Source organism: Streptomyces sp. NPDC029152 (genome assembly GCF_055564355.1).
In genome coordinates, this window is record NZ_JBVHWR010000008.1 from 204834 (window position 1) to 231133 (window position 26300).

22 protein-coding genes are annotated in these 26300 nt (G+C 73.8%); 16 read left to right on the forward strand and 6 right to left on the reverse strand.

Features of this window, described 5'->3' with window-relative positions:
* Nucleotides 1–221: 221 nt before the first annotated feature.
* The gene (sucC, locus tag ACZ4V6_RS19175) at nucleotides 222–1403 is read left to right on the forward strand and encodes an ADP-forming succinate--CoA ligase subunit beta (RefSeq protein ID WP_467828623.1); all 1182 of its coding nucleotides are present in this window, start codon (nucleotides 222–224) and stop codon (nucleotides 1401–1403) included.
* Nucleotides 1404–1431: 28 nt separating this feature from the next.
* A complete protein-coding gene (gene sucD / locus ACZ4V6_RS19180; RefSeq protein WP_467828625.1) occupies nucleotides 1432–2316 on the forward strand; it encodes a succinate--CoA ligase subunit alpha in 885 nt (294 codons plus the stop codon).
* Between the two features lie 68 nt (nucleotides 2317–2384).
* Here the strand turns inward: sucD and ACZ4V6_RS19185 are convergent, their stop codons facing one another.
* Nucleotides 2385–3434: a helix-turn-helix domain-containing protein gene (locus ACZ4V6_RS19185; protein ID WP_467828628.1), complete on the reverse strand. Its 1050-nt coding sequence runs from the start codon at nucleotides 3432–3434 to the stop codon at nucleotides 2385–2387.
* Nucleotides 3435–3530: 96 nt separating this feature from the next.
* On the opposite strand from ACZ4V6_RS19185, the gene ACZ4V6_RS19190 reads away from it, so the two are divergent.
* Entirely contained in the window at nucleotides 3531–5177 is a 1647-nt protein-coding gene (locus tag ACZ4V6_RS19190; protein WP_467828630.1) for a cell division protein PerM, read from the forward strand.
* Nucleotides 5178–5319: 142 nt separating this feature from the next.
* Here ACZ4V6_RS19190 and ACZ4V6_RS19195 read toward each other — a convergent pair whose 3' ends face one another.
* Entirely contained in the window at nucleotides 5320–6108 is a 789-nt protein-coding gene (locus ACZ4V6_RS19195) for a hypothetical protein (RefSeq protein WP_467828633.1), read from the reverse strand.
* A 307-nt stretch (nucleotides 6109–6415) separates the two neighbouring features.
* Between ACZ4V6_RS19195 and purN the strand changes: the two genes are divergently transcribed.
* Together purN and purH are read left to right on the forward strand one after the other, a co-directional pair.
* Entirely contained in the window at nucleotides 6416–7054 is a 639-nt protein-coding gene (gene purN, locus ACZ4V6_RS19200) for a phosphoribosylglycinamide formyltransferase (protein WP_467828636.1), read from the forward strand.
* Nucleotides 7051–8619: a bifunctional phosphoribosylaminoimidazolecarboxamide formyltransferase/IMP cyclohydrolase gene (gene purH / locus ACZ4V6_RS19205; protein WP_467828639.1), complete on the forward strand. Its 1569-nt coding sequence runs from the start codon at nucleotides 7051–7053 to the stop codon at nucleotides 8617–8619. Before purN ends, purH begins: the two co-directional genes overlap by 4 nt.
* A 390-nt stretch (nucleotides 8620–9009) precedes the next feature.
* On the opposite strand, the gene ACZ4V6_RS19210 is transcribed toward purH, so the two are convergent.
* On the reverse strand, nucleotides 9010–9630 hold the full coding sequence (locus tag ACZ4V6_RS19210) for a tetraspanin family protein (RefSeq protein WP_467828642.1): 621 nt from the start codon (nucleotides 9628–9630) through the stop codon (nucleotides 9010–9012).
* A 282-nt stretch (nucleotides 9631–9912) separates the two neighbouring features.
* Here ACZ4V6_RS19210 and ACZ4V6_RS19215 point away from each other — a divergent pair, with 282 nt between their 5' ends.
* From ACZ4V6_RS19215 to ACZ4V6_RS19255, 9 genes are all read left to right on the forward strand, one after another.
* A complete protein-coding gene (locus ACZ4V6_RS19215) occupies nucleotides 9913–10767 on the forward strand; it encodes a bifunctional methylenetetrahydrofolate dehydrogenase/methenyltetrahydrofolate cyclohydrolase (protein WP_077800383.1) in 855 nt (284 codons plus the stop codon).
* 13 nt (nucleotides 10768–10780) lie between these two features.
* Nucleotides 10781–11278 carry a DUF3017 domain-containing protein gene (locus ACZ4V6_RS19220; protein ID WP_467828983.1) on the forward strand — a complete coding sequence of 166 codons (498 nt, stop codon included), beginning with the start codon at nucleotides 10781–10783 and terminating at the stop codon, nucleotides 11276–11278.
* Between the two features lie 559 nt (nucleotides 11279–11837).
* Complete coding sequence (locus ACZ4V6_RS19225; protein WP_467828645.1) at nucleotides 11838–13106, forward strand: XRE family transcriptional regulator; 1269 nt, start codon at nucleotides 11838–11840, stop codon at nucleotides 13104–13106.
* A gap of 618 nt (nucleotides 13107–13724) precedes the next feature.
* Nucleotides 13725–14714 (forward strand): malate dehydrogenase, encoded by a 990-nt coding sequence (locus ACZ4V6_RS19230; protein ID WP_467828648.1) that lies wholly within the window; start codon nucleotides 13725–13727, stop codon nucleotides 14712–14714.
* 820 nt (nucleotides 14715–15534) lie between these two features.
* Nucleotides 15535–17055 (forward strand): aldehyde dehydrogenase family protein, encoded by a 1521-nt coding sequence (locus ACZ4V6_RS19235; protein ID WP_467828651.1) that lies wholly within the window; start codon nucleotides 15535–15537, stop codon nucleotides 17053–17055.
* Nucleotides 17056–17103: 48 nt separating this feature from the next.
* Complete coding sequence (locus ACZ4V6_RS19240) at nucleotides 17104–18636, forward strand: GMC family oxidoreductase (protein ID WP_467828653.1); 1533 nt, start codon at nucleotides 17104–17106, stop codon at nucleotides 18634–18636.
* Complete coding sequence (locus ACZ4V6_RS19245; RefSeq protein ID WP_467828656.1) at nucleotides 18633–19871, forward strand: quaternary amine ABC transporter ATP-binding protein; 1239 nt, start codon at nucleotides 18633–18635, stop codon at nucleotides 19869–19871. Before ACZ4V6_RS19240 ends, ACZ4V6_RS19245 begins: the two co-directional genes overlap by 4 nt.
* Nucleotides 19871–21814 carry an ABC transporter permease gene (locus tag ACZ4V6_RS19250; RefSeq protein WP_467828658.1) on the forward strand — a complete coding sequence of 648 codons (1944 nt, stop codon included), beginning with the start codon at nucleotides 19871–19873 and terminating at the stop codon, nucleotides 21812–21814. Before ACZ4V6_RS19245 ends, ACZ4V6_RS19250 begins: the two co-directional genes overlap by 1 nt.
* A gap of 1 nt (nucleotide 21815) precedes the next feature.
* A complete protein-coding gene (locus ACZ4V6_RS19255; RefSeq protein WP_467828661.1) occupies nucleotides 21816–22766 on the forward strand; it encodes an ABC transporter substrate-binding protein in 951 nt (316 codons plus the stop codon).
* Nucleotides 22767–22769: 3 nt separating this feature from the next.
* Here ACZ4V6_RS19255 and ACZ4V6_RS19260 read toward each other — a convergent pair whose 3' ends face one another.
* Genes ACZ4V6_RS19260 through ACZ4V6_RS19270 form a run of 3 tightly spaced genes read right to left on the reverse strand, consistent with a single transcriptional unit; the run spans nucleotide 22770 to nucleotide 24438 of the window.
* Nucleotides 22770–23489 (reverse strand): isocitrate lyase/PEP mutase family protein, encoded by a 720-nt coding sequence (locus tag ACZ4V6_RS19260; RefSeq protein ID WP_467828664.1) that lies wholly within the window; start codon nucleotides 23487–23489, stop codon nucleotides 22770–22772.
* On the reverse strand, nucleotides 23486–23932 hold the full coding sequence (locus tag ACZ4V6_RS19265) for a carboxymuconolactone decarboxylase family protein (protein ID WP_467828666.1): 447 nt from the start codon (nucleotides 23930–23932) through the stop codon (nucleotides 23486–23488). The genes ACZ4V6_RS19260 and ACZ4V6_RS19265 overlap by 4 nt, the downstream gene beginning before the upstream one ends.
* Complete coding sequence (locus ACZ4V6_RS19270) at nucleotides 23929–24438, reverse strand: carboxymuconolactone decarboxylase family protein (RefSeq protein WP_467828669.1); 510 nt, start codon at nucleotides 24436–24438, stop codon at nucleotides 23929–23931. Before ACZ4V6_RS19270 ends, ACZ4V6_RS19265 begins: the two co-directional genes overlap by 4 nt.
* A 47-nt stretch (nucleotides 24439–24485) precedes the next feature.
* On the opposite strand from ACZ4V6_RS19270, the gene pdxR reads away from it, so the two are divergent.
* Nucleotides 24486–25871, forward strand: a complete 1386-nt coding sequence (gene pdxR, locus ACZ4V6_RS19275) for a MocR-like pyridoxine biosynthesis transcription factor PdxR (RefSeq protein WP_467828671.1) — start codon at nucleotides 24486–24488, stop codon at nucleotides 25869–25871.
* Nucleotides 25872–25948: 77 nt separating this feature from the next.
* Nucleotides 25949–26299: a hypothetical protein gene (locus tag ACZ4V6_RS19280; protein WP_467828673.1), complete on the forward strand. Its 351-nt coding sequence runs from the start codon at nucleotides 25949–25951 to the stop codon at nucleotides 26297–26299.
* Nucleotide 26300 lies beyond the last annotated feature (1 nt).

The following is a 26300-nucleotide window of genomic DNA, read 5'->3' on the forward strand; positions in this document are numbered from 1 at the left end:
CCCCGTGCCAGTGAGGGCGGCATCATGTGACAGGTATCACCGCTCAGGTGTGACCCGCGATTTAGAGACCCCCCGCATGCGGCGATAACCTGCGAGACGGACATGCCGCGCGCTCGGTCACCGTGTGCGCCCCCCTTGTGACACAGCGGACGTCACGTTGCCCTTCGCGGCACGCCCACGCATCCAACGAACCGCGAGATCACTGATAGGGACGGAAGCGCGTGGACCTGTTCGAGTACCAGGCGAGGGACCTCTTCGCCAAGCACGATGTACCGGTGCTGGCCGGTGAAGTCATCGACACGCCTGAGGCGGCGCGCGAGATCACCGAGCGTCTGGGCGGCAAGTCCGTCGTCAAGGCTCAGGTGAAGGTCGGTGGCCGCGGCAAGGCCGGTGGCGTGAAGCTGGCCGCCACCCCGGACGAGGCCGTCGCCCGCGCGACGGACATCCTCGGCATGGACATCAAGGGCCACACGGTCCACAAGGTGATGATCGCCGAGACCGCCCCGGAGATCGTCGAGGAGTACTACGTCTCCTTCCTCCTCGACCGTGCCAACCGCACGTTCCTCTCCATCGCCTCCGTCGAGGGCGGCATGGAGATCGAGGAGGTGGCCGCCACCCGTCCGGAGGCCGTCGCCAAGACCCCGATCGACGCGATCGACGGTGTGACGCCCGAGAAGGCGCGCGAGATCGTCGCGGCCGCGAAGTTCCCGGCCGAGGTCGCCGACAAGGTCGCCGACGTCCTGGTCAAGCTGTGGGACACCTTCATCAAGGAGGACGCCCTCCTGGTCGAGGTCAACCCGCTGGCCAAGGTCGCCTCCGGTGACGTCATCGCCCTGGACGGCAAGGTGTCGCTCGACGACAACGCCGAGTTCCGTCACCCCGACTTCGAGGCCCTCCACGACAAGGCCGCGGCCAACCCGCTCGAGGCCGCCGCCAAGGAGAAGAACCTCAACTACGTCAAGCTCGACGGCCAGGTCGGCATCATCGGCAACGGCGCGGGTCTCGTCATGAGCACCCTGGACGTCGTCGCGTACGCCGGTGAGAAGCACGGCAACGTGAAGCCCGCCAACTTCCTGGACATCGGCGGCGGTGCCTCCGCCCAGGTCATGGCGAACGGCCTGGAGATCATCCTCGGCGACCCGGACGTCAAGTCCGTCTTCGTCAACGTCTTCGGCGGCATCACCGCCTGCGACGAGGTCGCCAACGGCATCGTCCAGGCGCTGAAGCTCCTGGAGGACCGCGGCGAGAAGGTCGAGAAGCCGCTCGTCGTCCGCCTCGACGGCAACAACGCCGAGCTGGGCCGCAAGATCCTCACCGACGCCGACCACCCGCTGGTCCAGCGCGTCGACACCATGGACGGCGCGGCCGACAAGGCCGCCGAGCTGGCCCACGCCGCCAAGTAAGCACTCAGGACGAGGACACCAACACACCATGGCTATCTGGCTCAACAAGGACAGCAAGGTCATCGTCCAGGGCATGACCGGCGCCACCGGCATGAAGCACACCAAGCTCATGCTCGGCGACGGCACCAACGTCGTGGGCGGCGTCAACCCGCGCAAGGCGGGTCAGTCCGTGGACTTCGACGGCACCGAGGTACCGGTCTTCGGCACCGTCAAGGAGGCCATCGAGAAGACCGGCGCCGACGTCTCCGTCATCTTCGTGCCGGAGAAGTTCACGAAGGACGCGGTCGTCGAGGCCATCGACGCCGAGATCCCGCTGGCCGTCGTGATCACCGAGGGCATCGCCGTGCACGACTCGGCCGCCTTCTGGGCGTACGCCGGCAAGAAGGGCAACAAGACCCGGATCATCGGCCCGAACTGCCCCGGCATCATCACCCCGGGCCAGTCGAACGTCGGCATCATCCCGGGCGACATCACCAAGCCGGGCCGCATCGGCCTGGTCTCGAAGTCCGGCACGCTGACGTACCAGATGATGTACGAGCTGCGTGACATCGGCTTCTCCACCGCCGTCGGCATCGGTGGCGACCCGATCATCGGCACCACGCACATCGACGCGCTCGCCGCGTTCGAGGCCGACCCCGAGACCGACCTGATCGTCATGATCGGCGAGATCGGCGGCGACGCCGAGGAGCGGGCCGCGGACTTCATCGCGAAGAACGTGACCAAGCCGGTCGTCGGCTACGTCGCGGGCTTCACCGCGCCCGAGGGCAAGACCATGGGCCACGCCGGCGCCATCGTCTCCGGTTCTTCCGGCACCGCACAGGCCAAGAAGGAGGCCCTGGAGGCCGCCGGCGTCAAGGTCGGCAAGACGCCGACCGAGACGGCCAAGCTCGCCCGCGAGATCCTCGCCGGCTGAGCGACCCGCCCCGCACGAGTGGGCCCGCCCCCGCACGGGGGCGGGCCCACTCGGCGTTCCGGCCGGTCTCACCCCGGCCGGGGCACCAGCCTCTCCGGCCCGTCCTGCACCTGGTCCCGCAGCTTCTGGCGCAGCTCCAGCTCCCTGTCCGACAGCGCGCCCGGCGCCACCCGGGGCGGCACGCCGCGCACCGCCCGCCCCGGGGGAACGGACGGTTCGTAGTGCGTGGGAGCCGTGCGCAGCGTCAGGGCCGTGGTCCCGATCAGGGCGGCCGTGAAGGCGATCGCCGCCCGCGTCCACAGCCGCGCCCGGCGTTCGCCGCCCGCCCGCACCGTCGGCGGCCGGGACGCCCGCAGGCGCTCGGTGGACGCCAGCTCGGCCAGCCGCCGGTGCAGCACCTGCGGGTCGCCCAGCTCGGGCAGCCGGTCCGCGACGGCCTCACGGGCGCGCAGCAGCCGGCCGGCCGCCGCCGGGGTGCTCGCCTCCGTCTCCGCGGCCGTCTCGGGCAGGCCGAGGCCGACGCCGTCGTACAGCAGGAGCGTGCGGCGGCGCGGCGGGGGGAGCCTCAGCAGGACGTCCAGCAGGGTGCGGTCGCCGGGATCGGCGGGCGGCGGCTCCGGCTGCCGGTGCCGCGGCCGGAACCGGTGCCAGGGCGAGAGGGCGTACGCGTGCGCCGTCGCCCGCACCCAGCCCACCGGGTCCCGGTCACGGGCCACCTCGGGCCAGTGCTCCCAGGCGAGTTGGAAGGCCCGCTCCACCGCCTCGCGCGCCAGCTCGCGGCGTCCGGTCAGCAGGTACGTCTGGCGGACGAGAGCGGGGGCGCCGAACTCGTACAGCGCGTCGAAGGCCTGAGCGGGCGTCAGCGCGGGCGGCTGCGCCGCCCCCGCCGGTCCGGGCTCCGGCTGCCGGGCCGCCTCACCGGCCAGGGCGCCCAGCAGCTTCGCGTACGCCTTCCCCCTGCGGCCGCGCGGAGTCTCGCGGCCGTCCTCCCACGCGTCGACCGTCTCGCGCGGGACGCCCACCCGCGCGGCGAGCTGATCCCGCGTCAGTGCGGCGGCCTCGCGCAGCTGTCGGCGCGCCGCGGGAGGGGGGAGCGGGATCGTGGGGCTCCTCTTCACAGGACACCCCTTCGTACGAAAAAGTACATAAACGTATATTGAGCGACACAACGGCGCTTCGCCTGTTACATCACGAAAGCGCGTGTCGTTGGGAGCATGGCGGGCGTGATCCAGACGACCGCTCGCCGAGCCCCGTTGTCCCTGCTCCGCACCCGGTGGCACGACCGGGCGCCCGGGATGGCCGCCGGTCTCCTGGGCGGCGTGTTCGCGGCGGCCCTGGGGGTGGCCTCGATCGCGGTGCTGGTGACGGTGGTGTGGATCAGCTCGCCGTACCCCGACCGCGGGCCCGGCGACGCCCTGCACGTCGCCGCGGCGCTGTGGGTGCTGGCGCACGGTGCCGAGCTGATCCGCACCGACACGCTCTCCGGCGTCCCCGCGCCCATGGGCGTCACCCCGCTGCTGCTGCTCGTGCCGCCCGTGTGGCTGGTGCACCGGGCGGCGCGGGACGCCACGGACCCCGGCGACGGCGTGGGGGTGGCCGTGGGAGCGGGCGCGAAGGCGGGTGTCGGCGTGCGCCTGGGCGGCGCCGGGGGGCGGGACGACGGGCCGCACCCCCTCTCCGCGCGCCTCGCCTGGGCGGGGGTCGTCGTGGGCTACCTCTCCGTCGCCGCGCCCGTCGTGCTGTACGCGGCGGGCGGCGGACTGCGGCCCTCCCCGGGCCGGGCCGCGGTGTGCCTGCCGCTGGTCGCCATGGCGGCGGCGGGCGCGGGCGCCTGGACGGCGTTCGGCCGCCCCGGCGGGCCGGTGGGGCGGGCGCTGCGCGTGCTGCCCCGGAACCTGCGGGACCTGCTCGTGGAACCGGACGCCCGCCTGGGCGTCGCGACGCGCGCCGCGGCCGCGGGGGTGACGACGCTCGTCGGGGGCGGGGCGCTGCTGCTCGCACTCTCGCTGGTGTGGCACGGCGGCGCCGCACGCGGGGCGTTCCTGCGGCTGAGCGAGGGGTGGTCGGGGCAGTTCGCCGTGCTGCTGCTCTGTCTGGCGCTGGTGCCGAACGCGGCCGTCTGGGCCGCGGTGTACGGCCTCGGGCCGGGCTTCGTGCTCGGCGCCGGGCACGTGGTGGGGCCCCTGTCCCCCGCGCCGGCTCCGCTGCTGCCGCCGTTCCCGCTGCTGGCGGCGGTTCCGGAGGCGGGGGCCGGGACGCCGCTGCACTGGGCGGTGGGGGTGGTGCCGCTGGCGGCGGGGGCGGCGGTGGGGTGGTTCACGGCGCGGGTCGCCGCGGCGGGGGGCGGGCCGGCGGGGTTCGCCACGACGCAGTTCGTGACGGTGGGGTTCGCCACGACGGGGGCGGGCCGGGAGAGGGCCAGGGAGGGCGGCGGGGGCGCGGACGACGGTGGTGCCGGCGAGCCGTGGACCGTGCGGCGGACCGTTGTCGCGGCCTGGGTGGCCGCGCTCCTGTGCGGGGCGGCGGTCGCCCTGCTGGCCGCGTGGGCGGGTGGGCCGCTCGGGGGCGCGGGGCTGGCGCGGTTCGGGCCGGTGTGGTGGCAGGCCGGGGGCGCGATGGCGGCGTGGGCGGGGGTGGTGGCCGCGCCGGTGGCGGTGGCGGGGCGGTGGTGGCTGCGCCGAGGGGCCGGGGCGGGCGCCCGTCCCGGTGTCGGTGGGGGGCGGTGGTGGAGACGGGTGCGGGTGCGGGTGCCCTCGGTGGGGGGCTGGTGGGGGCGTGGTGCGGGGCGGTCGTCCGGGGGCGGGGAGGCGTACGATCTGCTGCCCGCCGACGCTCCGGGGGAGCCGCCCCGGAGGCCCTGACCGGCGGGTGGCCCGTGCTCTCCGTCGAGCAGGGCTCCTCCCGCCCCCGCCGCCCCTTCCCGTCCCCGGGAGCTGCCGTCCCGGCCCCCGCCCCGGCCCGGACGGCCTCGTCCTCGAGCGCCGGACGGGCCGGTGAGGACGGTCAGTCCTCCGTGCCCAGGACGTCGCGCAGGTGTTCCGGGAGCAGTTTGTCGCAGGTCTGCTTCGCCTCTTGGGTCAGGGCGTCGTTCTGGCAGGTGTAGTAGTCGCTGTAGACCAGCTGCGCGGTGAAGGACGCGGCGACGAAGAGGACGGCCAGGGAGGACGTGACCAGGCCGCTGATCGCGGCGGTCCGCTGGGGGCGGGTGTCCTGGGGAGCGGCCGGGGCCGGGTCGTCCGGGTCGGTGGCCGTGCGGGGCTTGGCGCGCAGGGCGCTGATGCCCCAGTACAGGGCGAGGGCGCCGAGCAGCAGGGCCACGTACTGCCAGGTGAAGAGCGCGAAGAACAGGGACCACATGCCGCACAGCAGGGCGTAGCGGGCGCGTCGCTGGACGGGGTCCGTCGGGTCCCAGCGCGGGCCCCCGCCGCCGCCCGGGTCCTCGGGGCCGGAACCGCCGGGCCGCTCGCCGAAGCCGCCGGAGGAGCGGCCCGGCTGGCGGTCGCTCCACTGACGGCCCCACGGGGAGCGCCCGCCGTCGCCCTGCGGACCCTGCGGACCGTCGCCGCCCGACGGGTGCCGCGGCTGCCAGGGGCGGTCCGGCGAGCCCTCCGGGGGCGGGGCGAACGGGTTGTCGTCCTGGGGGGTGCCGCCGCCCTGCTCGCCGCCGTTCTTCCGGTCCGAGGAGGCGTCGGACGGCGTGGAGGGACGTTCCCGCAGCAACACGGCGCTGCGCTGGTCTGGCTGCGCCGACTGCTGGGGGAGCGTGAGCAGTCGCAGGCTGCGGTCCGGCATCAAGTGAGCGTCTTCCCCTTGGCGATAACGAACGGGCGGCAACGGAACGGAGGGCACGAACGAGGCGGCACGACCGGTGAACGTGCGGCACGCGGGTCCCGTTCCCCGTCCGGTTCCACGCAGACGCTACCTGTCGGCCGAGCCCCCGTCCCGAGGGGGCCGCCCGGTGTGCCGGTATCGTTGCTGACGGTCGGCCGCTTCGTAGACTTCCCCGTATCCCGGGGCGCGAAGCATTCGTAGGACTGCACAAACCGGCGAATGCGGGGGCCGACCGCACAGACCCGCTCCCCCGAGAAAGGCCCCCACCGTGGCCGCCAAGCCCGTGGCCCAGCGAGCCAAGCGCCTCGTCGTGCTGGTCTCCGGATCCGGCACCAACCTGCAGGCGCTCCTCGACGAGATCGCCGCCACCGGCGTCGAGGCCTACGGAGCCGAGATCGTGGCCGTCGGCGCCGACCGCGACGGCATCGAGGGCCTCGCGCGCGCCGAGCGCGCCGGGCTGCCGACCTTCGTGCGGAAGGTCGGGGACTACGGGACGAGGGAGGAGTGGGACGCGGCGCTCGCCGAGGCCGTCGCCGCCCACCAGCCGGACCTCGTCGTCTCGGCCGGGTTCATGAAGATCGTGGGGAGGGAGTTCCTCGCGCGGTTCGGCGGGCGGTTCGTCAACACCCACCCCGCCCTCCTCCCCAGCTTCCCGGGGGCCCACGGCGTGCGGGACGCGCTCGCGTACGGCGCCAGGGTCACCGGCTGCACCGTCCACTTCGTCGACGACGGCGTCGACACCGGGCCGATCATCGCGCAGGGCGTGGTGGAGATCCGGGACGAGGACGACGAGGGCGCTCTGCACGAGCGCATCAAGGAAGTCGAGCGAAGGCTGCTCGTCGATGTCGTGGGGCGGCTCGCCCGCAACGGCTATCGCATTGAGGGACGAAAGGTAGTTATCCAGTGACCGCCACCGCCGAGAGCAACAAGCGGGCCATCCGTCGCGCGCTCGTGAGCGTCTACGACAAGACCGGGCTCGAGGAACTCGCCCGCGGGCTCCACGAGGCCGGCGTCGAACTCGTCTCCACCGGGTCCACCGCCGGCCGCATCTCCGCCGCCGGCGTCCCCGTCACCAAGGTCGAGGACCTCACCGGCTTCCCCGAGTGCCTGGACGGCCGGGTCAAGACCCTGCACCCGAAGGTGCACGCGGGCATCCTCGCCGACCTGCGCCTGGAGAGCCACCGCCGGCAGCTCGGCGAGCTGGGCGTGGAGCCGTTCGACCTGGTCGTGGTGAACCTGTACCCGTTCCGCGAGACCGTCGCCTCGGGCGCCACCCCCGACGAGTGCGTCGAGCAGATCGACATCGGCGGCCCGTCCATGGTCCGCGCCGCGGCCAAGAACCACCCGTCCGTCGCGGTCGTCACCAGCCCGGCCCGGTACGGCGACGTCCTCGCCGCCGTGCGCGACGGCGGCTTCGACCTCGCCGCCCGCAAGCGGCTGGCCGCCGAGGCGTTCCGGCACACGGCCGCGTACGACGTCGCCGTCGCCTCCTGGTTCGCCTCCGAGTACGCGCCGGTCGACGAGTCGGGTTTCCCGGACTTCCTCGGCGCCACGTACGACCGCGCGCACACCCTGCGCTACGGCGAGAACCCGCACCAGCCCGCCGCCCTCTACACCGCGGGCACCGGCGGCCTGGCCGAGGCCGAGCAGCTGCACGGCAAGGAGATGTCGTACAACAACTACACGGACACGGACGCCGCCCGCCGTGCCGCGTACGACCACGACGAGCCCTGCGTCGCGATCATCAAGCACGCCAACCCGTGCGGCATCGCCGTCGGCGCGGACGTCGCCGAGGCCCACCGCAAGGCGCACGCCTGCGACCCGCTGTCGGCGTTCGGCGGCGTGATCGCGGTCAACCGCCCGGTGTCCAAGGAGATGGCCGAGCAGGTCGCGGAGATCTTCACCGAGGTCATCATCGCGCCGGACTACGAGGACGGCGCCCTCGAAGCCCTCACCAGGAAGAAGAACATCCGCGTGCTGCGCGCCCCCGAGGCCCCCGCCGCCCCGGTCGAGGTCAAGCCCATCGACGGCGGCGCCCTCCTCCAGGTCGCCGACCGCCTCCAGGCCGAGGGGGACGACCCGGCCACCTGGACGCTCGCGACCGGCGAGGCCCTGTCCGGGGCGGAGCTGGCCGAGCTGGCCTTCGCCTGGAAGGCGTGCCGGGCCGTGAAGTCCAACGCGATCCTGCTCGCCAAGGACGGCGCCTCGGTCGGCGTCGGCATGGGCCAGGTCAACCGCGTCGACTCCGCGAAGCTCGCGGTGGAGCGTGCGGGCGCCGAGCGCGCGGCCGGTTCCTACGCCGCCTCGGACGCGTTCTTCCCGTTCCCCGACGGCCTGGAGATCCTCACCGAGGCCGGCGTGAAGGCCGTGGTCCAGCCCGGCGGCTCGGTCCGCGACGAGCTGGTCGTCGAGGCCGCGAAGAAAGCGGGCGTGACGATGTACTTCACCGGCACGCGCCACTTCTTCCACTGACGGCCCGTCCGCCCGTCCACGGGGACGGGCGGACGCAGCCCCCCACTTGTCCACCTCGTACCGGCCGGCCTCGAGGAGGTGCCGCAGCTCCTCGGGCGTACCGTCGACGACCTCCTCGGCCGCCGCGCGGAGCGCGTCGCGGCGTCGGCGCGTGCCTCCACGGTGCCGCCGGGGAGCGGGAGCACGTCCATGGGCGTGACGTGGGCGAGAACGCCGAAGGCCCGGACGCCGGCCGACGGACGGATCCGTGTGCCCCGCTCGTCGGTCCCGGGCCGACGGACGAGGACTCCGTGGGCACGCCGGTCCGATCCGGTGGACCCGGACGCGCCAGGGCCGTGTCCCCCTCGTGCGGGTGGGACACGGCCCTGGCGCGCGGCGGTCGGAACCGGCTCAGTACTGCGGGCGGTTGAACCAGAACCCGCCGTTCTTGTTGGCGCAGAACACGATGATCAGGATGCCGAGCACCAGGCTGATCAGCGCGAAGATGTTGGCGCCGAGCAGGCTGATGACGCTGAACAACGTGACCAGCGAGGCGTAGATGATGGCGGAGACGCGCACACCGCCGCGGCCCTTGGAGAACTTGGCGGCCGTGAAGATCGCCCAGAACGCGAACGCCAGCACGATGACACCGAGCGCGATCATGATGCCGACGCCGATGCTGGCGGCGGTGTCCACGTCCTCGGCGGAGACGTTCGGTTCCTCGGAGAGGAGGTCCTCGAAGTAGTCCGCGAACCAGGCACTGGCGGCCACCATCAGCACGCCGCCGAGCGCCTGGAGGCCGCCGAGTACGTACAGCATCACCCGCGCGGCCTTGACGCTGCCGGGCATGAACGCCGGCGGGGCGGGCTGGCCGTAGGGCTGCATGGGCGGGGCCGCAGGGTAGCCGTAGGCGGGCTGGCCGGGCTGCTGCGGGTGGCCGTAGGCGGGCTGGCCGGGCTGCTGCGGGTGGCCGTAGGCGGGCGGCTGACCCTGGGGGGCACCATAGGGGTTGTTCGGGTCGCCGAAACTCATGGCGGTTCTTCCTCCGTTGCGCTTCAGGTGCGGGGACGACGCGAGACTCGGCGCGGAGGAAGTTCTACAGATGCGGTCCGTCCCCCCGGTTCTGCCCGCGGCACTGTGTCCTCATCGTTCTTGACCGTTCCTTTCCTTGTCCAGGCGCAGGCCGTATGTGTTGTGCAAGTGCAACATCACGATCTTGGCCGGAAACGGGTGATACGTGACGAGAGGGGGCCGCGGTCGCCCGGTATGCGGCCGGATTGGAACAGGGGGCCGGTCATCCGCGAGGATGGGGGCATGACCGCCCAGATTCTCGATGGCAAGGCCACCGCAGCCGCGATCAAGTCCGAACTGGCCGCCCGCGTGGCGGCGCTGAAGGAGAAGGGCGTCACGCCCGGCCTCGGCACCGTCCTGGTCGGCGACGACCCCGGCAGCCAGAAGTACGTCGCGGGCAAGCACCGCGACTGCGCCCAGGTCGGCATCGCCTCCATCCAGCGTGAACTGCCCGGTACGGCGACCCAGGAGGAGATCGAGGCGGTCGTCCGCGAGCTGAACGAGGACCCGGCCTGCACCGGCTACATCGTCCAGCTGCCGCTGCCCAAGGGCATCGACGAGAACCGCATCCTCGAACTGATGGACCCGGACAAGGACGCCGACGGCCTCCACCCGATGAACCTCGGGCGCCTCGTCCTCAACGAGCCCGCCCCGCTGCCCTGCACCCCCAACGGCATCCTCACCCTGCTGCGCCGCTACGGCGTGGAGATCAAGGGCGCCGAGGTCGTGGTCGTCGGCCGCGGCGTCACCATCGGCCGCCCGATGCCGCTGCTGCTCACCCGGCGCAGCGAGAACGCCACCGTGACCCAGTGCCACACCGGCACCCGCGACCTGTCCGCCCACCTCAAGCGCGCCGACATCATCGTCGCCGCGGCCGGCTCCCCGCACCTGGTGCGCGCCGAGGACGTCAAGCCCGGCGCGGCCGTCCTCGACGTCGGTGTCTCCCGCAACGCCGAGGGCAAGATCGTCGGCGACGTCCACCCGGACGTGGCCGAGGTCGCCGCCTGGATCTCCCCCAACCCCGGCGGCGTCGGCCCGATGACCAGGGCCCAGCTGCTCGTCAACGTGGTCGAGGCGGCGGAGCGCAGTGCCGGCTGAGGGGCGCAGCGCGGTGCCGGCCGAGGGGAGGAAGGGGACCGGGGGCGCCGACGAGCGCCCGGAGGACGAGCTCATCGTCCGGGACCCCGTCAGCGCGCCCGGCGCCGACGGCAGGCCGCGGCGCGTCACCCGGCGCTTCCCCCTCTTCACGCGGGACACCGCGCGCCCCGAGGGCGGCGGCCGGGCCGCGCCCCGTGACGCCCCGGCACCCGCCCGGCAGTGGCCGGTGATCACCGTGGTGGGCCTCGTCGGGATCGGCCTGCTGCTGACCGCGCTGGACGTGTTCCGCTGGGGGACGCTGCTGATCGGTGTCGCGCTGCTGGTCGGCGCCGCGCTGCGCTGGGCGCTGCCCGACGTCGGCATGCTGGCGGTGCGCTCGCGCTTCACGGACATCGTCACCTGCACCGTCCTCGGCCTCGCCATCGCCCTGCTGGCGCTGATGGCGCAGCCCGACCCGGTGCTGCAGATCCCGTTCCTGAAGGACGCCCTGCACTTCACGGTCAGCCGGTAACCGGCCCGCGTACGGCGGCCCGTCCTCCACCCCCGTGGGAGGACGGGCCGCCGTCGCGCCCCACCCTCCTGCAGGCGGAACGCCCTGTTCAACGCCTGGCGGGACGCTGTGGCACGGAAGTGACCGTTCCGCTACGGAGTGGGTGAATGACGGGCTCCTCGTGCCCGGCGTGACCGCACATGTGCGTTCCGTGTGCCGAAGTGCCGACAAGTTCGCGGATGTGCCCCCGAGCCGTTCGACGGCGGGGCTAGCGTGGTCGAACGGGTCGGTCCGGGCGTTCCGTACACGGCCGGGGGCGTTCCGTGCGGCGGCAGGGGTTCCGTTCGGTGCACAGGAGCGCCGGTGGGACACTGGACCACGGACCAGCGAGCGTGCGACGGTGCATGCTCGCGGCCTCCTGTGCTCCTGTGCGCCCCCACCCCGGGAACTGGGATCCTGACCGGGCGCATCCCTGTGGGTAGCCAGAACCGGGGGCCCGCCGCGGGACGCCGCGCGCGAGGACCACGGGGAACGAGCGGGGAAAGAAACAGCACGTCACCGGGGGAAGAGGGGGGAAGCGATGCCTCGTTGGAAGGCCTTGCCCGAGGAACTCGATCCACAGATCAGGGAGTTCGTCGGCCAGTTGCGCCGACTCGTGGACCGCAGCGAGCTGGGTATCGCGTCGCTGGCCGACGCCACGGGCTACAGCAAGACGTCCTGGGAGCGCTACCTGAACGGCAGGCTGCTCGCGCCCAAGGGCGCGATCGTGGCCCTGGCGGAGGTGACGAGGACCAACCCCGTCCACCTGACCACCATGTGGGAACTGGCCGAGCGCGCCTGGAGCCGCTCGGAGATGCGCCATGACATGACCATGGAGGCCATCCGGATCTCGCAGGCGCGGGCCGCGCTCGGTGAGCTGGGCACGCCCGCGGCCGGCTCCGGGAACGGCCGGAGCGGCAGGTCGGGCCGGCACGGCGGCGGTGCGGCGGCCAAGCCGGGGATCGCCGGGCCGGGCGGTGTGGCGCCCACGTTGCCGCCGGCGTCGGTCCCCGCGCAGCCGACGGCCGCCGACAGCCCCGACTCGGCCGTCGGCCCGGTCCGGGGCGGCGGTGCGCCCGGCGAGCCCTCGGTCATGTCCTCCGGCGGGCCCTCCGAAGGCAACTCGTGGGGGCTCGCGGGATACCGGGGGCCGTCGCCGGCCGGTGAGCGCGCGGCGCGCACGGGCGCCGGGGCCGGAGCCGGGGCGTACGCGGGCGGTCCGGCCGCCACCGCGCCGGTGCCGGAGGCGCGCGGGGCCGCGGACGCGTACGGCCGGCCTCCGCAGGGCGGCTCCGGGGCGCGGAACGGCGCCTCGGGGGGCGGCAAGCGGATGGGGATGTTCGTCGCGGGCGCCGTCGGCGTGCTGGTCGTGGCCGCCGGCGCGTTCTTCCTCCTGAACGGCGGTGACAAGGAGGACGAGGGCGCCGAGCCGACCCCGTCGCCCACCGTGAGCACCAGCACCCAGCTGCCGCCCGGGGTGAAGTGCGGCGGCGACCAGTGCACCGGCAAGGATCCCGAGACCATGGGCTGCGGCGGCGACCTGGTGACCACCGCCGCGAAGGCCACCGTCGGCACGGCGTCCGTCGAGGTCCGCTACAGCAAGACCTGCGGCACCGCGTGGGCCCGTGTCACCCAGGCCGGCCAGGGCGACGAGGTCCACGTCAGCGCGGGCGGCAAGAACGAGCAGACGGGCAGGATCACCGACGCTGGCGCCACGGCCGCGTACACCCCGATGGTGGCGGTGAGAACCGCGGACGAGGCCAAGGCGTGCGTGACCCTGGCGGCGGGCGGCCAGGGCTGCACGGGCTGAGGGGCCGGCCCCGCCGGGGCCCGGTCCGCCCGGAGGCGGGCCCCCGGGCCCGGTCCGGGGACGCCGGCGGCGAATCCCCCGACGCCCGACAGGCACCCCCTCGCCGTGGTCGCGCCGGGATTCGCCGACCGTGTCGGGCCGGGCGCGACGGGCGCCGGGCCGCGGCTCGCGCGGCGAGGCGTTGGGCCGTTCGGTGGAGATCTCGAGGATATGGAAGAAAATCTTCCCGGCGCAGGCATGGCCGGCGCCCCCACGGGCACGCGACAGACATCCCCCCACGGGAGTCCGGCAACGGTCCCCGAACGGCGGTCGCCTCAGTCCCTCCCTCTCCCGGACAGGCGGCCGCCTCTTCCTGTCCGGGCCGGCGTGCGGCCCGTGCCCCCTGCGGGTGACCGGACGCGGGTCTGTGGGCCGGGCCACACCGACCCGGACGTCCCGGACACCGCGGGCGCGATAGCCTGACCGCTGGATCTCTCTTGACGCCAAGAGATCGATCATCCGTCGGTGATCCATCCGTACCGGCGATCGATCATCACGGCGGGCCGGTCACGAGCCGGAGCGGGATCCCGCACCCCGGGGCAGGGACGCCCCACCGCCAGCTGTCATACGGAGAACGCCATGACCCGCACTCCCGTGAACGTCACCGTCACCGGCGCGGCCGGCCAGATCGGTTACGCCCTGCTCTTCCGCATCGCCTCCGGCCAGCTGCTCGGCGCGGACGTGCCGGTCAAGCTGCGCCTCCTGGAGATCACTCCGGCGCTCAAGGCCGCCGAGGGCACCGCGATGGAGCTGGACGACTGCGCGTTCCCGCTCCTGCAGGGCATCGAGATCACCGACGACCCGAACGTGGCCTTCGACGGCGCCAACGTCGCCCTCCTCGTCGGCGCCCGCCCGCGCACCAAGGGCATGGAGCGCGGTGACCTCCTCGAGGCCAACGGCGGCATCTTCAAGCCGCAGGGCAAGGCCATCAACGACCACGCCGCGGACGACATCAAGGTCCTCGTCGTCGGCAACCCGGCCAACACCAACGCCCTGATCGCCCAGGCCGCCGCCCCGGACGTCCCGGCCGAGCGCTTCACCGCGATGACCCGCCTCGACCACAACCGCGCGCTGACCCAGCTCGCGAAGAAGACGGGCTCCACGGTCGCCGACATCAAGCGCCTGACCATCTGGGGCAACCACTCCGCCACCCAGTACCCGGACATCTTCCACGCCACGATCGCCGGCAAGAACGCCGCCGAGGTCGTCGACGACGAGAAGTGGCTGGCCGACGACTTCATCCCGACCGTCGCCAAGCGCGGCGCGGCCATCATCGAGGCCCGCGGCGCGTCCTCGGCCGCCTCCGCCGCCAACGCCGCCATCGACCACGTGCACACCTGGGTCAACGGCACCGCCGAGGGCGACTGGACCTCCATGGGCATCCCGTCCGACGGTTCCTACGGCGTTCCGGAGGGCCTGATCTCCTCCTTCCCGGTCACCTGCAAGGACGGCAAGTACGAGATCGTCCAGGGCCTGGACATCAACGAGTTCTCCCGCGCCCGCATCGACGCCTCCGTCAAGGAGCTGTCGGACGAGCGCGAGGCGGTCCGCGGTCTCGGCCTCCTCTGATCCGACGTGGTGTCCCCGGCGCCGGTGCGCTACAGTTGATCACGCACCGGCCGCCGGAGAACGGCACCAGGTGATGCGTTGGTGGTCCAAGGAAAGACGCCCCGCTTCCTGCGGGGAGATGCAGGTGCAAGGCCTGCCCGGCGCTCCGAAACGAGGCCCGTCCCGCTCACGCGGGGCGGGCCTCGTCCCGTTCCGCGGGACCTGCCGACCGGACCCGGCACCGTCCGCGCCCCGGCAGGCATCCGGCACCGTCCGCGCTCCGGTCGCAGACGTCGCGTGTCCCGGTCCGGGGCGGCGGGAGGTTCAGGCCGCAGGCCCCCACCGGTGACGGCCGTGCCGGGGGTCGGGGCGTCGGGGGTGGGGCGGCCGACGCCGTGGTGGCCCGCCGCCACGACCGCCGTCGCTCCCGCCACCACGACCGGCACCGCCGGACCGACCGTGCGCAGGGCCGGGCCCGCGCCGGTTGCGGACCCTGTGACCCGTCGGGGCCGCGCCCGCCACCACGACGCCCAGGGTCGCGCCGATCTCACGGCCCCGGCCACTCGGCCGGAGACCCGGCCTCCGTCGGGTCCGGCCCGCCTCCGTCGGGTCCGGCCCCCCGCCGACGGGCCCGGTCCGGCCGGCGCGCTCGGCACAGGTCGGCACGGTGCGCCGACGGGTCCCGTTTGTCCGTCGACGTTCCTGATTTCCGTGAGGCAGCGCACTTTCGTCGACGGATTCCGCATGGCTCCGAGGGGTACGGGCATGCGCTCACGGTCCCCGTGGGTGACACGGATGTGACACACGGGCACCGGACAGGAACGAAAGGCAAGCACCGATCATGGCGGACCACATACAGCAGTACGCGGGGCGGACCCACCACGTGGGAGGGGAATGGCGAGGCGCCGTCTCGGGGGCCACGCGCGAGATCCTCGACCCCGCGGACGGCCGGCCGTTCGCCGTGGTCGCGGAGGGCGACGAGAAGGACGCCGACCTCGCGGTGGCCGCCGCCCGGCGCGCCTTCGACACCGGCGACTGGCCGCGCACCCCGGTCGCCGAACGCGCCGCCCTGCTGCGCCGTGTCGCCGGTCTGCTGGTCCGCGACCGCGAGGAGCTCGGTCTGCTGGAGAGCCGTGACGCGGGCAAGACCGTCGAGGAGGGCCGGGTCGACATCGACTGCGTCGCCGACGCCTTCCGCTACTTCGCGGACCTGGTCGCCGGCGAGGCCCCCGGCCGGGTCGTCGACGCGGGCTCGCCCGAGATCCACAGTGTCGTCGTGCACGAGCCGGTCGGTGTCTGCGCGATGATCACGCCCTGGAACTACCCGCTGCTGCAGGCCAGTTGGAAGATCGCGCCCGCTCTCGCCGCCGGCAACACCTTCGTGGTCAAGCCCAGTGAGATCACCCCGCTCACCACCGTCGCCCTGATCGGCCTGCTGACCGAGGCCGGACTCCCCACCGGCGTCGCCAACATCGTCACCGGTCCCGGCCACTCGGTCGGCGCCCGGCTCGCCGAGCACCCCGACGTCGACCTGGTCTCCTTCACCGGCGGCCTGGCCAGCGGCACCGAGGTCGCCCGGGCCGCCGCCGTCACCGTCAAGAAGGTCGCCCTGGAACTCGGCGGCAAGAACCCCAACGTCGTCTTCACCGACGCCTGCGAGACCGAGGAGGGTTTCGACACCGCCGTCGACCAGGCCCTCAACGCCGCCTTCATCCACAGCGGTCAGGTCTGCTCCGCCGGCGGGCGCCTCATCGTCGAGGAGTCGGTCCGCGAACGCTTCGTCGCCGAACTCGCCCGCCGTGCCGCGAGGATCCGCCTCGGCCGCGGCACCGAGGAGGGTGTCGAGTGCGGCCCGCTGGTCTCCGAGCAGCAGCGCGCCAAGACGGAGGACTTCGTCGCCTCCGCCCTCGCCGAGGGCGCCGTGCTGCGCTGCGGCGGCAAGCGCCCCGAGCCCTCCCCCGAGCGGCCCGAGGGCGGCTACTTCTACGAGCCGACCGTCCTCGACCAGTGCCACCGCGAGATGCGGGTCGTACGGGAGGAGGTCTTCGGACCGGTCCTCACCGTGGAGACCTTCCGCACCGAGGACGAGGCCGTGGCCCTCGCCAACGACACCGAGTACGGACTCGCCGGCGCCGTCTGGACCGCCGACGCGGGCCGCGCCCGCCGGGTCGCCGGCCGGCTGCGCCACGGCACCGTCTGGATCAACGACTTCCACCCCTACCTGCCGCAGGCGGAGTGGGGCGGCTTCGGCAAGAGCGGCGTCGGCCGCGAACTGGGCCCCGCGGGACTGGCCGAGTACCGCGAGACCAAGCACGTCTACCAGAACCTCGCGCCGAAGCCCGTCCGCTGGTTCGCCGGCTGACCTCCCCGCCCACCCCCGACCGTCCCCACGCCCTTCTGGAGTACCCCCATGCCCGAGACCTCCCAGGTCTACGACTACGTCGTCGTCGGCGGCGGCACCGCAGGCTCCGTCATCGCCTCCCGCCTCACCGAGAACCCGGACGTCACCGTCGCCGTCATCGAGGGCGGCCCCAGCGACGTCGGCCGCGACGACGTGCTGACCCTGCGCCGCTGGATGGGCCTGCTCGGCGGCGAACTCGACTACGACTACCCCACCACCGAGCAGCCACGCGGCAACTCCCACATCCGGCACAGCCGCGCCCGCGTCCTCGGCGGCTGCTCCTCCCACAACACCCTCATCGCCTTCAAGCCGCTGCCGTCCGACTGGGACGAGTGGGAGGCCGCGGGCGCCAAGGGCTGGGGCGCGGTGCAGATGGAGGCGTACTTCGCCCGGCTGGAGAACAACATCGTCCCGGTCGACGAGAAGGACCGCAACGCCATCGCCCGCGACTTCGTCGACGCGGCGCAGAAGGCCCTCCAGGTCCCCCGGATCGAGGGCTTCAACAAGAAGCCGTTCACCGAGGGCGTCGGCTTCTTCGACCTCGCCTACCACCCCGAGGACAACAAGCGCTCGTCGGCCTCGGTGGCGTACCTGCACCCGGTGATGGACGAGCGGCCCAACCTCACCCTCATGCTGGAGACCTGGGCGTACCGGCTCCAGCTCGACGGCACCCGCGCCGAGGGCGTCCACGTCCGCACCAAGGACGGCGAGGAGATCCTGGTCGAGGCCCGCAACGAGGTCGTGCTGTGCGCCGGCGCCGTCGACTCGCCGCGCCTGCTGCTGCACTCCGGCATCGGCCCCCGCGAGGACCTCGAAGCGCTCGGCATACCTGTGGCCCTCGACCTGCCCGGCGTCGGCGAGAACCTGCTCGACCACCCCGAGTCGGTCATCGTGTGGGAGACGGACGGACCCATCCCGGAGAACTCCGCGATGGACTCCGACGCCGGTCTGTTCGTGCGCCGCGACCCCGGACACGCGGGCCCCGACCTGATGTTCCACTTCTACCAGATCCCGTTCACGGACAACCCGGAGCGACTGGGCTACGAGCGCCCGGAGTTCGGCGTCTCCATGACCCCGAACATCCCCAAGCCGAAGAGCCGCGGCCGCCTCTACCTCACCAGCGCCGACCCGGAGGTCAAGCCCGCCCTCGACTTCCGCTACTTCACCGACGAGGACGACTACGACGGCCGCACCCTGGTCGACGGCATCCGCATCGCCCGGGAGATCGCCAGGACCGAGCCGCTCGCGCACTGGCTCAGGCGCGAGGTCTGCCCGGGCCCGGACATCACCGGTGACGAGGAGCTGAGCGAGTACGCCCGCAAGGTCGCGCACACCGTGTACCACCCGGCGGGCACCTGCCGGATGGGCGCCGCCGACGACGAGCGGGCCGTCGTCGACCCCGAGCTGCGCATCCGCGGCCTGGAGGGCATCCGCATCGCCGACGCCTCCGTCTTCCCGACCATGCCCGCCGTGAACCCGATGATCGGCGTCCTCATGGTCGGGGAACGTGCCGTCGAGCTGATCGGCGGTGATGCGCGATGACCGCCCCCGTCGACGGCACCACGCAGGTGCGGCCGCCGGTCTTCTCCGTGGACGGCCTGTGGAAGGTCTTCGGCCCGAAGGCCGCCCGCGTCCCCGCCGACCCCGAGCTGACCGCCCTGTCCCCGGCCGAGCTGCGGTCCCGCACCGGCTGCACGGCCGCCGTCCGCGACGTCTCCTTCGACGTGCGCAAGGGCGAGGTCTTCGTCGTCATGGGCCTGTCCGGTTCGGGCAAGTCCACGCTGGTGCGCTGCCTGACCCGGCTGATCGAGCCGACCGCGGGCACCATCGCCATCGACGGCGAGGACGTCCGCGCCATGGACCGGTCCCGGCTGCGCGAACTGCGCCGCCACCGGGCCGCGATGGTCTTCCAGCACTTCGGCCTGCTCCCGCACCGCACGGTCCTCGACAACGTGGCGTACGGCCTGGAGGTCCGGGGCATGGGCCGCGCCGAGCGCCGCGAGCGCGCCGCCGCGATCATCTCCAAGGTCGGCCTGGAGGGCCTGGAACACCGCCGCCCCGGCCAGCTCTCCGGCGGCCAGCGCCAGCGCGTCGGCCTGGCCCGCGCCCTCGCCGTCGATCCCGAGGTGCTGCTGTTCGACGAGCCGTTCAGCGCGCTCGACCCGCTGATCCGGCGGGACATGCAGGAGGAGGTCGTCCGGCTGCACCGCGAGGAGGGCCGCACGATGGTCTTCATCACCCACGACCTCCAGGAAGCCCTGAAACTGGGCGACCGCATCGCCCTGATGCGCGACGGCCGCGTCGTGCAGCTCGGCACCCCGGAGGAGATCGTCGGCTCGCCCGCCGACGACTACGTCCGCGAGTTCGTCCGCGACGTCCCGCGCGAGCAGGTCCTGACGGTCCGTACGGCCATGCGCCCCGCCTCCTCCGCCGACGAGGCGGGCACCGGCCCCGCGCTGCGCCCCGAGGCCACGGTCACGGAGGCCATCGAGGCCGTCGCCCGCGCCGGCTCCCCGGCCCGCGTGATGTCCGACGGCCGCTGCCTGGGCGTCATCGACGCGGACGCCCTGCTGTCGGTGGTGGCGGGCACGTCCGACACGTCCCCGGCCGGACCCGCCCCGGCCGGCGCAGCCGCGGGCGGTCGTGCCGCTGGGGCGGCACGGGTGGGCGACGGGGGTCCCTCCGCTCGAGCGAGGCCGAGAGCGGGGGAGGCACCCGTGAAGCGCCGTGAGCGGACCGGCCCCGCCCCCGCCCCCAGCGAGGAGCCGGTGGTCTGATGGCAACGATCACCGCGACGTCCCGGAAGGTGTCCCCGCCGGGCGTCCTCACCCGCCCCGCCGCCCGCAAGCTCCTCGCCCTGGCGGTCCTCGCCGCGGTCCTCGTCCCCCTGGCCGTCACCCGGTGGCCCGGCGCCGCCTGGCCCGCCGCCCTCACCGTCGACGTCTCCGCCCCGCTCGGCAGCGCCAGCGACTGGATCATCGACAACCGCGACAGCCACCCCCTCTTCCTCTACTTCCTCGGCCACATCAGCAACGCCGTCACCATCGCCGTACGCGCCGTCTACCTCGCCCTCCTCGCCGTCGGCTGGGCCGGGGTCACCGCGATCGGCGCCCTGGTCGCCTGGCGCGCGGCCGGCGTGAAGCCGGCGCTGGGCACCGCCGCCGCGTTCCTGGCCTGCGGCCTGCTCGGCATGTGGGTACCGACGATGCAGACCCTCGCCCTGATGGCCGTCGCCGTCCTCGCCTCGGTCGCCGTGGGCGTCCTGCTGGGCCTCGCCGCCGGCCTGTCCGACCGCATGGACCGCGTCCTGCGCCCGGTGCTCGACACCATGCAGGTGCTGCCCGCCTTCGCCTACCTCCTCCCCGTCGTCCTGGTCTTCGGCATCGGCGTCCCCGCCGCCGTCCTGGCCACCGTCGTCTACGCCGCCCCGCCCATGGCCCGGCTCACCGCCCTCGGCCTGCGCGGCGCCGACAAGGAGGTCCTGGAGGCCGTCGAGTCCCTCGGCACCACCGCCCGCCAGCGGCTGCTGACCGCGCGCATCCCGCTGGCCCGCAGGGAACTCCTCCTCGGCGTCAACCAGACGATCATGATGGCGCTGTCCATGGCCGTCATCGCCTCCGTCATCGGCGCCGGCGGCCTCGGCGACCGCGTCTACCAGGCGCTCGCCTCCGTCGACGTCGGCGCCGCCCTCGCCGCCGGCATCCCGATCGTGCTGCTCGCCGTCGTCCTGGACCGCGTCACCGGCGCGGCGGGGGAACGGCTCGGAGAGGCCGGGAAGTCCCCCGTGACCTGGCTGTACGTCCTGGCCGCCGCCGTGGCGGTGGCGCTCGCCGGACGTCTCGTCGGCCTCCTCGACTGGCCCGAGGCGTGGGAGGCGGACATCGCCGAGCCCGTCAACCGGGCCGTCGACTGGATGACCGCCCACCTCTACTCCGGCGTCCCCGTCGTCGGCGGCACCGCCGACTGGGCCGCCCACTTCACCAACGGGGTCCTCAACCCGCTGCGGGACGGCCTCCAGTGGCTGCCCTGGTGGTCCGTGCTGCTGGTCGTCGCCGCCCTGGCCTGGCTGATCGGCACCTGGCGCACCGCCCTCACCGCCGTCCTCGCCATGGCCGCGATCGGCGTGCTCGGTGTGTGGAACCCGTCCCTGGACACCCTCTCCCAGGTGCTGGCGGCCGTCGCCGTCACCCTGGTCGTCGGCTTCGCGACCGGCATCGCCGCCGCCCGCAGCGACCGCTTCGACCGCCTGCTGCGGCCCGTCCTGGACGTCTTCCAGACGATGCCGCAGTTCGTGTACCTGATCCCGGTCGTCGCCCTGTTCGGCGTCGGCCGCGCCCCCGCCGTCGCCGCCGCGGTCGTCTACGCCCTCCCGGCCGTCGTGCGCATCACCGCGCAGGGCCTGCGCCAGGTCGACCCGGCCGCGATGGAGTCGGCCCGCTCGCTCGGCGCCACCAGCGGCCAGCAGCTCCGCCAGGTCCAGCTCCCACTGGCCCGCAGGTCGCTGCTGCTCGCCGTCAACCAGGGCGTCGTCCTGGTCCTCGCCGTCGTCATCATCGGCGGGCTGGTCGGCGGTGGCGCGCTCGGCTACCAGGTCGTCTTCGGTCTCGCACAGGGCGACCTGGCGACCGGCCTGGTGGCCGGAGCGGCGATCGTCTGCCTCGGCCTGATGCTCGACCGCGTCACCCAGCCGACCGGACGCCGTACGACGAAGGGAGCCTGAGATGACCGCCAAGCGGATCGCGGCGGCCGCCGCCGTGCTGGTGCTGGCCACCGGCTGCGGCGCCGCCGACATGACCGAGCAGGCGTCCCCGTTCGCCAACGCCCGGGGCGCGAGGACCGTCACCCTGTCCGTGCAGTCCTGGGTCGGCGCCCAGGCCAACGTGGCCGTCGCCCGGTACCTGCTGGAGCACGAGCTCGGCTACCGCGTCGACACCGTCCAGGTCGACGAGGTCCCCGCCTGGGACGCGCTCAGCCAGGGCCGGGTCGACGCCATCCTGGAGGACTGGGGCCACCCCGAGCAGGAACGGCGCTACGTCGCGGACAAGAAGACCATCGCCCCCGGCGGCGACCTCGGCGTCACCGGCCACATCGGCTGGTTCGTCCCGACGTACTTCGCGAGGAAGCACCCGGACGTCACGGACTGGAAGAACCTCGACAAGTACGCCGAGCTGCTGCGCACCGCCGAGAGCGGCGGCAAGGGCCAGCTGATGGACGGCTCCCCGTCCTACGTCACCAACGACAAGGCGCTGGTGAAGAACCTCGGCCTGGACTACCAGGTCGTCTTCGCCGGCTCCGAGGCCGCCCAGATCACCCAGATCAAGCAGTTCGCCAAGGAGAAGAAGCCCTTCCTGACCTACTGGTACACGCCCCAGTGGCTGTTCGAGAAGGTCCCGATGACCGAGGTGGAGCTGCCGCCGTACAAGGAGGGCTGCGACGCCGACCCGGCGAAGGTCGACTGCGCCTACCCGGTCACCCCGCTGCAGAAGTACCTCAACGCCGGTTTCGCGGAGAACGGCGGCGAGGCGGCGGAGTTCCTGAAGAACTTCCGGTGGACGACCGAGGACCAGAACCAGGTCTCCCTGATGATCGCCGAGCAGAAGATGCGGCCCGAGGAGGCGGCGGAGAAGTGGGTGGACAGCCACGAGTCCGTCTGGCGGAAGTGGCTGCCCTGACCCTCACTTCGTCAGCCCGGCCGCGATCTCCCGCACCGCCCGCTCCGCGAGCCGCTGGAGACCCGGCCCGAACGTGACCCGGGTGGCCCCGAGTTCGCCGAGCTCGGCGGGCGAGGGGCCCTCCCCGGGGCGCGCGACGACGTTCACCGGCCCCCGGACGCCGGCCCGCAGCAGCGGCACCGCGTCCACGGGGGCGCCGATCGGGTACACGCAGTCGGCGCCCGCGGCGACGTACAGCGCGGCCCGCTCGACGGCCCGGTCCGGGTCGGCGACGCCCCGGACGAACGTGTCGACGCGGGCGTTGACGAACAGCCGGTCCCCGGCCGCCGCCCGCACCTCGGCCAGCCACTCGGCGTGCTCGTGCGGGTCCTTGAGCACCCCGCCCGTGGAGTCCTCCAGGTTGCAGCCCACGGCACCCGCCGCCAGCAGCCGCTCCACCAGCTCCCCGGGCGCCAGCCCGTACCCGTCCTCCACGTCCGCCGACACCGGTACGTCGACGGCCCGGGCGATCCGCGCGACCGCCGCGAACATCTCGTCGGCCGGGGTCCGCCCGTCCTCGTACCCCAGGGAGGCGGCGACCCCGGCACTGGGCGTCGCCAGCGCCGGGAACCCGGCCTGGGCGAACACGCGGGCGCTCGCCGCGTCCCAGGGGCCGGGCAGGACGAGGGGGTCGCCCGGGGCCCGGCCGTGGTGCAGGGCGCGGAAGGCGCCGGCCTTGCTCATGGCGTGTACCCCCCTGGTGGGATGCGGCGGGAGACCATCAGCCGGTTCCAGCCGTTGATGACGGCGATCAGCCCGACGAGGTGGGCCAGCTCGCCGTCCGCGAAGTGCGCGGCGGCCCGGTCGTACACGGCGTCGGGCACGAAGCCCTCCGTCAGGACCGTCACCGCCTCGGTCAGCGCGAGCGCGGCCCGCTCCCGCTCGCTGTAGAGGTCCTCGGCCTCCTCCCAGGCGTCGAGCAGGCCGAGCCGCTGCTCGCTCTCGCCGTTCTTCCGGGCGAGGGCGAGGTGCATGTCCAGGCAGAACGCGCAGTGGTTGAGCTGCGAGGCCCGGATCATCACCAGCTCGGCGAGCGCGGGGTCGCCGAGCCCCTTCTTGGCCGCCGCGCTGAGCGCGGACATGGCCTGCGCGACCTCCGGGTCCAGGAGCCGCGTGCGGGCCGTCATCCGTGCTGCCCCGGCCGGTAGTGGCCCGGGGTCATGCGGCAGGTCACGCCGAAGCGGTTCCAGGCGTTGATCACCGTGACGACGGCGATCAGCTGCGCCAGCTCCGGCTCGTCGAAGTGCTTCGCGGCCCGCTCGTAGACCTCGTCGGGGACGAAACCGTCCGTCAGCACGGTCACGGCCTCCGTCAGCTCCAGCGCCGCGAGCTCCTTCTCGGTGTAGAAGTGCCGCGACTCCTCCCAGGCGCTGAGCTGGATGATCCGCTCCACGCTCTCCCCGGCCGCGAGGGCGTCCTTGCTGTGCATGTCGATGCACAGGGCGCAGCGGTTGATCTGGGAGGCGCGGATCTTCACCAGCTCGAACAGCGTCGGGTCCACCCCCCGCCGGGCGGCCGCGTCGAGCCGGACCATCGCCTTGTACACCTCGGGCGCGTGCTTGGCCCATTCCAGCCGTACGGGCAGTTCGGAGGCGTGCTCCGCGGTCGTCGTGTCATCGGTGTGCGTCGTCATGCCCTCGACCCTAGGAACGAAGCAGCCCAGGAGTATGGTCCATTTCCATGGCGAGATCCTGGGCCACTCTCGGCGTCGACCTGCACCTGGAACCGGCCGGGCCCGGCCTGCGCCGCGGGCTGACCGACGCCCTGCGCGAGGCCGTGCGCACCGGCCGGCTGGCCGCCGGCACCCGGCTGCCCTCCTCCCGCGCCCTCGCCGCCGACCTCGGCATCGCCCGCAACACCGTCGCCGACGCCTACGCCGACCTCGTGGCCGAGGGCTGGCTCACCGCGCGCCAGGGCTCCGGCACCCGCGTCGCGGACCGCGCCGTCGTCCCGCCCGCCGGCTCGCCCCCGCGCCCCCGCGCCCGCACCCGTCCCGCCTACGACCTCCGCCCGGGCACGCCCGACCTGGCCTCCTTCCCGCGCGCGGAGTGGCTCAGGGCGGCCCGCCGCGCCCTCACCGCCGCCCCCCACGACGCCCTCGGCTACGGCGACCCCCGCGGGCGCCCGGAGCTGCGCACCGCGCTGGCCGACTACCTCGCCCGGGCCCGCGGCGTGCGCGCCGACCCCGAACGCCTGGTGGTCCTGGGCGGGTTCGCGCACGGCCTGACCCTGCTCGCCGCCGTGCTGAAGGCGCGCGGCGTGCACACCGTCGCCGTCGAGTCGTACGGCCTGCACGTGCACCGCGACCTGCTGACCGCCGCCGGACTGCGCACCGTCCCGCTGCCCTTCGACGCGCGCGGCACCGATCCCGCCGGGCCGGCCGACGCGGGCGCCGTGCTGCTCACCCCCGCCCACCAGTTCCCGATGGGCGTACCCCTGCACCCCGACCGGCGGGCCGCCGTCGTCGACTGGGCGCGGCGCACCGGCGGCCTGGTCCTGGAGGACGACTACGACGGCGAGTTCCGCTACGACCGCCAGCCCGTCGGCGCCCTCCAGGGCCTGGACCCCGACCGCGTCGTCTATCTCGGCACCGCGAGCAAGTCCCTCGCCCCCGGCCTGCGGCTGGCCTGGGCGGTGCTGCCGCCGGGCCTCTCCGACGACCTCACGGCATCCCGCGGGGGCCTCGACACCAGCGGCGTGCTGGACCAGCTGACCCTGGCCGAGTTCCTCACCTCCGGCGCCTACGACCGCCACGTCCGCTCCGGCCGCCTGCGCTACCGGCGCCGCCGGGACGCCCTGGTCGCGGCGCTCGCCGACCGCGCGCCCGAGGTGCGGGTCACCGGGATCGCGGCCGGTCTGCACGCCGTCCTCGGGCTGCCGCCCGGCACCGAGCAGCAGGTGGTCCGGGCGGCGGCCTGGCAGGGCCTGGGCCTGTACGGCCTGTCCGTCTTCCGGCATCCCGAGGCCGTGACCGAACCGCTGGACGCCGTGGTCGTCGGCTACGGCACCCCGCCCGACCACGCCTGGGCGGGGGCTCTGGACGCGCTGTGCCGGGCGCTGCCGTAGAGTCCACCGGCGGCGCGGTCCGTACACTCGAACGGTCCAACTGCCGTACATCTGTGGACGACGGGGGAGACGAGGACATGGCGGAGACCCGGCGACGGCTGCGGTCGAGCACGGTGGTGCTCGGCGGCATGGGAGTGCTCGCGGCGGCCCTGAGCGCGTGCGGTTCGGACCCCGACCGCCGCTGCGTGGACCGCGACAGCTACGACTACCTCAACGGCTACAAGGTCGTCGCCGACAAGAACTGCAAGCCGGGCTCGTCCGGCAGCTCCTCCGGCACGGGCCGCAAGACCTCGCGCGTCACGAACGCCGACTGGTACTACGACGCCGACGTCAGCAAGGGCTGGGCCGACTCCGGCACCTTCAGCCGGGACGAGGCCGTCGACCGCGGCGGCTTCGGCTGCTCGGGCTCCGGCAGCGGCGGCGGCTGAG